Raw genomic sequence first — 6,617 nt, forward strand, 5'->3', positions numbered from 1 at the left:
AATATTATTTATTATCCAAGACGTAAAAATGAATTGACTTTTAAAGGCGATTTTTGGGTTGCAGATACCACCTATGCGATTAAAGAAATTAATCTTCAAGCTTCAAAAAGTGCTAATATAAACTGGATAAAAGAAATTTATATTGAGCAGGAATTTGAAGTGTTGAGTGATTCCCTTTTCTTGGTAACAAGAGATTATATGTTATCAGATTTTGCAATAAATAAAAAAGAACAATCTCGTGGTGTTTACGGTAAGCGAACCACTTTATACAATAATTATAAGTTTGATATTGAAAAGGATAAAAAATTCTATGAAGCTGAAGTTTATAATTATGATAAAGATGTTTATAATCGAGATGATGCCTTTTGGGGTGAAAATCGTTTGGAAGCATTAAATAAAGATGAACAAGGTGTTTATAAAATGTTAGACACTTTAAAAACGGTTAAAAAATTTAAGCGGCTTTATAATTTAGGAAGCATTTTGGCTTCGGGTTATATTGAATTTAACACATTGCCACTAGATTACGGGCCTGTTTTTTCAACTTTCGGATTTAATGAAGTTGAAGGTTTACGCCTGCGCACTGGAGGAAGAACCTATTTTGGTCCCAACGATTTATGGCGATTGGAAGGTTTTTTAGCTTATGGTTTTAAAGACGATAAATTTAAATTTGGAGTGTCTGGAAAATGGTTGATTGATAAGAAAAATCGACTAATTATTTCTGGAGGAAACCGACGCGATGTTGAGCAAACTGGAGCTAGTTTAACAACAAGTACCGATGTTTTGGGCAGAAGTTTAGCCTCCTCTTCAGTTGTAGGAACAAGTACTAACGATAAGCTAACCAATATTAATTTAACTAGTTTAGCAATTGAGGCAGAACCTTGGAGGAACCTTATTTTTAGGTTAGGTGGAAATTACCGAACATTAGAATCGGCATCGCCAACCTTTAGTTTAGATTATAACACCCCAACAGGCATTGAATCTGAAATTAAACAATTTGAAACAAACTTATCAGTATCCTATTTTCCTGGTAGAAAAATGACAGGGTTTGGTGTAGAGCGTAGAATAGCCAATGATTATTATTCGCGATTTTTTGCCCAAGTAACCCGCGGTGATAAAAGTATTTTAAATAGCGATTTTGATTACACAAAAGTGCAGTTTTCTTTTACTCAGCCATGGCAAATGGGTGGTTTTGGAAGGTTGAACACGACTGTTGAAGCTGGGAAAACATTTGGTGAAGTACCCTTAGGATTGCTAAGTGTCATTCCAGGAAACCAATCGTACTTTTCAATTTACAATACCTTTTCACAACTTGACTTTTACGAGTTTGTTTCAGATACCTATGCGTCATTTCAGTTTGAACATAATTTTAACGGACGCCTATTTTCAAGAATTCCGTTTTTACGAAAATTAAATCTTAGAGAAATCGTAAATGTTCGAGGTGTTATTGGAAGTATTTCAGACGAGAATATAGCCTTAAGTAATGTGCCAAGTAATCCAAATAATCTTGAATTGGTGGCACCTTCAAATGAGCCTTACTATGAATACAGTTTAGGTATTGGTAATATTTTTAAAGTGTTCAGAATAGACTTTAATTTTAGAGGAAATTATAAAGATAAGGTGCTATATCCTGATGCTAGAAAGTTTGGTGTAACGGGTAGTTTTGGGTTTTATTTTTAGGAAGAATTTGTATGACAAAGTACTTTTCCGAGCAACGTTTTTACTTTGTTAATAATTTCATTCGGTAGGCAACCATATTTTCAATCAACGCTTTCGGTAGTGGCTTATTCAAAGGAAACTGAACAGATCCTTTTCCCTTTTTAAAGTCGATTAACTCAGAATCAAACTTCTCTATGGTTGTTGGATGCGGATAAAAACCAACGTGTGTTTTATAACCTGCAATCATAATTTGTTGTTCTCTTTTTCCACCTTCAATTAATGCATAAGCAGGAATATTGTAATTTAACAATTCGGTTGCATTAGGCGCAATGTTTAGAATGCATTGTTTTAATTCTTGCAATGCTTTTTTGGTCTTTTCAGGTTGCGCTTCAAAGTAATCTTGAACCGTTTTAAATGGAACAGTTTTGCTCATTTTCAGCTATTCTTTTTTAAGTTTAAATAATATGCTTTGGTTACTTTGTCAAATTTTTCAATAGCATAACGAAGCGTTATACGTGGCATTTTCGCAGCATATTTGTTAAGAAAATTTTTTAGTTTGTCTTCGTTTTTCTTTCCAGCTTCCCTAATCCAACTACCAACTGCTTTTTGCACATATTCGTCTTCATCATTAACAAGAATTTCGGCTATTTTAAAGGTGTCTTCAATATCATTTTTTCTAATGAAATAATACGTGCTAACAATTGCTGTTCTTCGTTCCATAGGATTGGCAGATGTTGCTAAATCGTATAATGGTTTTCTGTTTTTGTCAAATAAATAGCCACCAACAACATATGGAGCTGCTCTATCAACCATTCCCCAATTATCAATCCATTTATGGTTATCAATGTAAGCGTTGTATATTTCTAGTTTTTCTTTTTCTGAAGTTTTTCTATTTCGTGCTTTCCAGTCTAATATAGATATGGCACCAAGTCGATAATCACTTTTTTTATTTTGCAATAATTTTATAACTTCTGGTACTGGAATATCCTGAAACACTTTAGCTAGAGCGAATAGTTCTCTTTTTGGAATAGCTCCTGAATAATCTAGGCTTACTATTTTTAAAGATTCAATAAAATCATTACCAGTCATTTTAGTTGCTTTTATAAATCAGGGTTTTTTGCGACCTACAAACGAATTTTCTCCATTTAAAAAACCAATCGCTTTTTTTATATTTCTGTCGATGCTTTCTTCTGATTTTAGGTAAGAAATATATTTAATAATTTCTTTTTGCTTTGAAGCTGAAAGTTGGTCAAATACTTTTTTTGCTTTTTGGTTTTCTTTTAATGCTTTTAATAGCTTTGGGTTAAGAACTGTTTTTCGTTCTGCGAAATCATATTTAATTGTGACTTCAATGGTTTCACCAATACGATTTGGTGAATTTGGCAGCATTTTCATATTAATATATAATCGCCAATCGCCTTTATACCTTACTAATGTTTGAATATATTTTTCTCCGTTAATTGTACCACAAATCGGAATGTGACCTTTATCTTTTTTTGCATCAAAAAATAGTTGTTCAAGTATGTCTTTTGGAACAAAAACAAAAGGGTTGATACCTAAAATCTCTAATGTTGCTTTGAATTTTTTCAATATTAACTCAATTTATAAATATACTCTTCAATTTCTGCTTGTCGTGCATTTGCAAATCCCTTGTCTTTTCCAATACGTACAAAACCACATTTTTCTAAAACTTTTTGAGAACCAAAATTGTCAAATGCAACGCGTCCAAAAATTGGTCTGTTAGTTTCAATAGTAAGAAATATTTTTAGTGCTTTTGTAGCAACACCTTGTCCCCAAAATTTTTTGTCTATCCAATACGTAATTTCTGTGTCACCTTCCATAATAAACTTTGCTATACTTCCCACAATACTATTATTAATGGTAATTGTTTGATTATTTACTGTTGGGTCGCTCAACAACTTTGTGTATTTATTTATATAGGCTGTTTTATCATTCGAGTCTTTTGACATAAAAGCAGCTAAATAACTTGCTTCTTTGTCCAATTTAATTTGAAACAAAGTGTCTAGGTCTGAAATTTCAGTTGGTCTAAGTGTTATCTCAAAATTGTTGTCTTTCATTGTTGAACGAAGGGCTTTATTAGTTTTTCATTTGTTTAACTTATTTCGATTCCACATATTGTTTAAAATTCCCAAGAATCGCTTGCCAACCATTTCTTTGTAGCTCATCAGAATTTGTTCCTTCAGCTTCAAAAGTTTCTTTTACAGTAACTTCATTTCCGTTTTGTTCAAAATGAATGTCAACGGTTCTGCCATCTTCGATTTTATAAGTAATCAATTCTTGGTCAATTATTTTGTCATAAGTTCCAGTAAAATCAAATCCTATAGTACCATCTTTGGCTTCCATTCTCCAATTAAATTCGCCATTTGGTTTTAAATTGTTGGTTGCATTAGGACAACACCAATCTTCGGAAGCAAAATTCCATTGGGTAATATGTTCAGGTTTTGTCCAAGACTCCCAAACTTTATCTAAATCTGCTTTTACAGTCGTTTGTACTGTTATTTTGTCTTTGTTTTTTGATTTCATTTTATTATTTCATTGAGTGTATTCCAATCATATTACCTTCAGTATCTGATGCAAGTACCATAAAGCCATAATCGCCAAGCGACATTTTAGGTTTAAATATTTTACCACCTGCTTTTTCTACTCGAGCTTCTTCTATACTGGAATCATCACTTTTAAAATAGACGATGGTACTATTGTTGCCAGCTTTAAATCCATCCATTTTAACTAATGCACCAGATGCACTATTTTGTGATTCCATATCGCTAGGGAAAAATAGCATTTTCATAGAATCGTCTCCTGTATCTGGCATTGGCATTTCGTTTAATTCTAATTTAAAAACGGTTTCGTAGAATTTTCTGGCTCTGTTTAGGTTGTTAACATAAATTTCGAACCAAACTACTGGATTTTCTGTTTTCATTTTTTAAAGTTTTAGTGGTTAATAAATATAAAATTAAAAAATTGAAAATTATTTACGCTTGTCAAAGGACAAGATTTATGTATTCAATGAGATTTTTTTTAATCGACTTAAAGATGTGTCTGTAATTTCTAAATAAAAAGCAATGTGTTTTAAAGGAACTTGTTTGATTATTTGGGTTGCGCCTTTTAACGAGCCTTACTAAGAATACAGTTTAGGTATTGGAAATATTTTTAAAGTTTTCAGAATAGACTTTAATTTTAGAGGAAATTATAAAGACACCGTGTTATATCCTAATGCTAGATAATTTAGTTTTACGGGTAGTTTTGTTTTTTGTTTTTAAACTAGTTTTTCTTATTCTTTAGCTCAGCTTTACGCATAGGCATTACGTCTATGGTTTCAAACAGTTTTTCGCAAGTAAGTAATTCGCTTTGCCTTATTTTAATACCACCATCTAAACCAATTAATATAACTTCAAAAGAGGTGTTTACTGATTTGTATGTTTTATAAAGTTTGGATGAATGCTGCCATTCACCTTCCTTTAATCCTTTAGTATAAATATATTCTTTTATTTGGTAAACAATAAGCTTACGGTCAGTCAGTCCGTTTTCGTGCGTTTGAAATTCTTTTAATTGATTTTGAAAAGTAGTAGTATCTGAATTATCAGTTAAAATTAATAAAATGCGATTTTCCCATTGATGAGAAGCTATGTTTTGAGACATACTTTTGTTGACGTATATCATTGAAATTACAAAAAATAGAATTTTTAAAAACTTCATTTTTTTTGAGTTTTTTGGAGGATCATTTAATGTATAGATAAAGTTCCGTTTCAATAAACTTTATCGATTGACAATCGAAGTTAGCTAATATTTCTGGTAAAGTAATCTCCAAAAACAAAAGACCACCTAATAAAAGTGGTCTTTTCAATATCTACTAATCTTCAAGTTTTACAACCCGAAAGCCTTTTTTACTTTATCAACATAATCTAGTTTTTCCCAAGTAAATAATTCTACATCCATAGTAATGGTTTCTCCCATGGGTTGAGAGAATGTTTTGGTAACAATTTCGTTTTCACGTCCCATGTGTCCGTAAGCCGCCGTTTCGCTATATATTGGTGCACGGAGTTTTAAACGTTCTTCAATGGCAAAAGGGCGCATATCAAAAATTTCAGAAACTTTTTCAGCAATTTCACCATCTGTCATATTAAAAGCGCAAGTACCGTAAGTATCAACAAAAATCCCCATAGGTTCAACTACACCAATAGCGTAACTTACTTGTACTAAAATTTCATCTGCAACACCAGCAGCAACTAAGTTTTTAGCAATATGTCTGGTTGCATAAGCAGCACTTCTATCAACTTTACTTGGGTCTTTTCCAGAAAATGCACCACCACCGTGGGCACCTTTTCCGCCGTAAGTGTCTACAATAATTTTACGTCCTGTTAAACCAGTATCGCCGTGAGGGCCACCAATAACAAACTTTCCTGTTGGATTTATATGGTATTTAATATCGTTATTAAATAATTTCTGAATGGCTTCAGGAAGTTTAGTAATTACTCTTGGTATTAAAATAGCAACAATATCTTTTCTGATTTTTGCTAGCATAATATCGTCTGCTGCAAAATCATCATGTTGTGTTGATACTACAATGGCATCAATACGTTGCGGCACATTATCATCACTATATTCAATAGTTACCTGGCTTTTAGAATCTGGTCTCAAATAAGGAATGTCTTTATTTTCGCGACGCAAATCAGCCAATTCTTTTAAAATTCTATGCGATAAATCTAAAGCTAATGGCATAAAATTTTCAGTTTCGTTGGTAGCGTAACCAAACATCATTCCTTGATCTCCAGCGCCTTGCTGCTCTTTGCTACCTCTGTCTACACCTTGGTTAATGTCTTCGGATTGTTCATGAATAGCTGACAAAACACCACAAGAATTGCCATCAAACATATATTCGCCTTTGGTATATCCAATTTTGTTTATGGTATCTCTAGCTATTTTTTGAACGTCTAAATAGG

Annotated in this window: 9 protein-coding genes; 1 reads left to right on the plus strand and 8 read right to left on the minus strand. The window is 32.3% G+C overall.

The features are described 5' to 3' along the window. Positions 1-1,677 (plus strand): DUF5686 family protein (locus tag WBN21_RS09045; RefSeq protein WP_424199521.1); only part of this gene is annotated, 1,677 nt, incomplete at its 5' end. 40 nt (positions 1,678-1,717) lie between these two features. Here the strand turns inward: WBN21_RS09045 and WBN21_RS09050 are convergent. The 8 genes from WBN21_RS09050 to metK all read right to left on the minus strand — a co-directional run. Then, a complete protein-coding gene (locus WBN21_RS09050; protein ID WP_424199523.1) occupies positions 1,718-2,089 on the minus strand; it encodes an iron chaperone in 372 nt (123 codons plus the stop codon). A 2-nt stretch (positions 2,090-2,091) separates the two neighbouring features. After that, complete coding sequence (locus WBN21_RS09055; protein WP_424199525.1) at positions 2,092-2,745, minus strand: DNA alkylation repair protein; 654 nt, start codon at positions 2,743-2,745, stop codon at positions 2,092-2,094. An 18-nt stretch (positions 2,746-2,763) separates the two neighbouring features. After that, a complete protein-coding gene (locus WBN21_RS09060) occupies positions 2,764-3,246 on the minus strand; it encodes a YdeI/OmpD-associated family protein (RefSeq protein WP_424199527.1) in 483 nt (160 codons plus the stop codon). A 2-nt stretch (positions 3,247-3,248) separates the two neighbouring features. Next, on the minus strand, positions 3,249-3,734 hold the full coding sequence (locus tag WBN21_RS09065) for a GNAT family N-acetyltransferase (RefSeq protein WP_424199529.1): 486 nt from the start codon (positions 3,732-3,734) through the stop codon (positions 3,249-3,251). 40 nt (positions 3,735-3,774) lie between these two features. Then, entirely contained in the window at positions 3,775-4,200 is a 426-nt protein-coding gene (locus WBN21_RS09070; RefSeq protein WP_424199531.1) for an SRPBCC family protein, read from the minus strand. Positions 4,201-4,204: 4 nt separating this feature from the next. Further along, positions 4,205-4,597 (minus strand): VOC family protein, encoded by a 393-nt coding sequence (locus tag WBN21_RS09075; protein WP_424199533.1) that lies wholly within the window; start codon positions 4,595-4,597, stop codon positions 4,205-4,207. Between the two features lie 341 nt (positions 4,598-4,938). Next, positions 4,939-5,316 carry a DUF4174 domain-containing protein gene (locus tag WBN21_RS09080; RefSeq protein WP_424199534.1) on the minus strand — a complete coding sequence of 126 codons (378 nt, stop codon included), beginning with the start codon at positions 5,314-5,316 and terminating at the stop codon, positions 4,939-4,941. Positions 5,317-5,541: 225 nt separating this feature from the next. Then, positions 5,542-6,617, minus strand: a 1,076-nt coding sequence (metK, locus tag WBN21_RS09085; RefSeq protein WP_424199536.1) for a methionine adenosyltransferase, incomplete at its 5' end; no start/stop codon positions are given.

It is taken from the genome of Algibacter sp. (assembly GCF_049667265.1).
GTDB lineage: Bacteria > Bacteroidota > Bacteroidia > Flavobacteriales > Flavobacteriaceae > Algibacter_B.

Bases quoted from the DNA above. Each gene is read 5' to 3' on its own strand.
- WBN21_RS09050 (WP_424199523.1), bottom strand. From the start codon at position 2,089: ATGAGCAAAACTGTTCCATTTAAAACGGTTCAAGATTACTTTGAAGCG.
- WBN21_RS09075 (WP_424199533.1), bottom strand. From the start codon at position 4,597: ATGAAAACAGAAAATCCAGTAGTTTGGTTCGAAATTTATGTTAACAAC.
- WBN21_RS09055 (WP_424199525.1), bottom strand. From the start codon at position 2,745: ATGACTGGTAATGATTTTATTGAATCTTTAAAAATAGTAAGCCTAGAT.
- WBN21_RS09065 (WP_424199529.1), bottom strand. From the start codon at position 3,734: ATGAAAGACAACAATTTTGAGATAACACTTAGACCAACTGAAATTTCA.
- WBN21_RS09070 (WP_424199531.1), bottom strand. From the start codon at position 4,200: ATGAAATCAAAAAACAAAGACAAAATAACAGTACAAACGACTGTAAAA.
- WBN21_RS09080 (WP_424199534.1), bottom strand. From the start codon at position 5,316: ATGTCTCAAAACATAGCTTCTCATCAATGGGAAAATCGCATTTTATTA.